The sequence below is a fragment of the Paenibacillus sp. Dod16 genome, from assembly GCF_049893405.1.
GTDB lineage: Bacteria > Bacillota > Bacilli > Paenibacillales > Paenibacillaceae > Paenibacillus_AQ.
Genome location: NZ_JBNDYG010000118.1, coordinates 1 through 1,448, shown reverse-complemented (window position 1 = coordinate 1,448; position 1,448 = coordinate 1). Strand labels below are relative to the sequence as shown.

Genomic DNA, 1,448 nt, shown 5'->3' with positions numbered 1-1,448 from the left:
TGAACTGACCCCATAAAGTTAGACATATTATTTTATTAGGCAATTTGTTGGGCATGAGTTCGGTACTGTACCGGACTCATGCCTTTTAGTTTTGCTTTAATTCGCTTGTGATTGTAATAATCGATATATGTAGAAAGTTCTTGTTTAAACTGCTCAATACTTTCAAATTCATTAATATATAGAAACTCAGATTTTATGATTCCAAAAAAGTTCTCAATGACCGCGTTGTCGTAACAGTTACCTTTACGGGACATACTTTGCTTAACACCGCGTTGTTCGAGGGCATGACGATACTGTTTCATCTGGTAATGCCAGCCTTGGTCAGAATGAATCAGAAGAGTATCTTCATCCGTTAGTCGATCGAATGYTTGATCTAGCATGGTTGAAACAAGGGAATAGACGGGTCTTGAACCGATCGTATACGTAATAATCTCCCCATTAAAAAGATCTAACACGGGGGATAAGTACAGTTTTTCTCCAAATAATTTAATCTCTGTTATATCCGTTACCCACTTCTCATTTGGCTTTTCAGCGGAGAAGTTACGCTCTAGAATGTTTGATGCAATCYTGCCAACCAAACCTTTATATGAACGATATTTCTTCATGCGTACTAGACACTTCAATCCCAACACGTTCATCAAACGCTGCACCTTTTTGTGATTCACATGGTGACCGCGATTCATTAACTCGTCTCGAATACGGCGATAACCATAACGCCCCTGATGCTCCTCATAAATCGCTTGAATAACGTCCTTTAACTCAGAATCTTTGTCCGGCATACCGAATGTATTCACCCAGTAGTAATACGTGCTACGTGGGATATCTGCGAGCTGGAGGAGTGCTTTCACCGAAAATYCGTTCCTTAGTTCATAGACTACTTGCGCTTTGTCTTGTTTGGTGATTTTTCCTTGTTTTGAACTAAGGTRTTCAACTTTTTTAAATAAGCATTCTCCATACGCAAAAGTTCTATCTCTTTCTGTAAAGCCTCTACCGACCCCTTTACAGACTTTTGATCATTCAGTTGTTTTGGATCCTTTTTCATGGATGAACGCCCCTTTTTCTTTGGTTGTAGGGCATCTATTCCATGTAACTCTAAGCTTCTTTGCCAGCTTAGAATGGTACTATGACTCGCAATATTAAATACTGCAGCTRCCTCTCTAATAGACGTCCCATGTTCTTTTATATAATGAAGTACGTCTAGTTTATCCTGTACAGAATACGGTGTATAGCGCTTTTTAAAGACTTCTTCACCATGATGCTCATATTGTCTAATCCAATGTAAAAGGACAGTATGATGGAGTCCTAGTGATTTCGCAATCGATTTCATGCTTTCTGATCCATTTTGATAACGCATAACTGCTTGTAATTTTTCGTCCGAACTAAAATTAGCCATAGAAAAAACTGCACCTCCAATGTTAGATGGTGTCTAACAATTGGGGTGCAGTTCA

Annotated in this window: 1 protein-coding gene; it reads right to left on the bottom strand. The window is 38.9% G+C overall.

Annotated features, from left to right (window positions below; all coding sequences use genetic code 11):
• Window positions 1–35: 35 nt before the first annotated feature.
• Window positions 36–1,393, bottom strand: a protein-coding gene (locus ACPV3A_RS37635) for an IS3 family transposase (protein WP_426205004.1) whose coding sequence is annotated in 2 segments (ribosomal slippage) — window positions 36–940 and window positions 940–1,393 — 1,359 coding nt in all. Because the reading frame shifts where the segments join, the coding sequence is not laid out codon by codon here.
• Window positions 1,394–1,448: the final 55 nt, after the last annotated feature.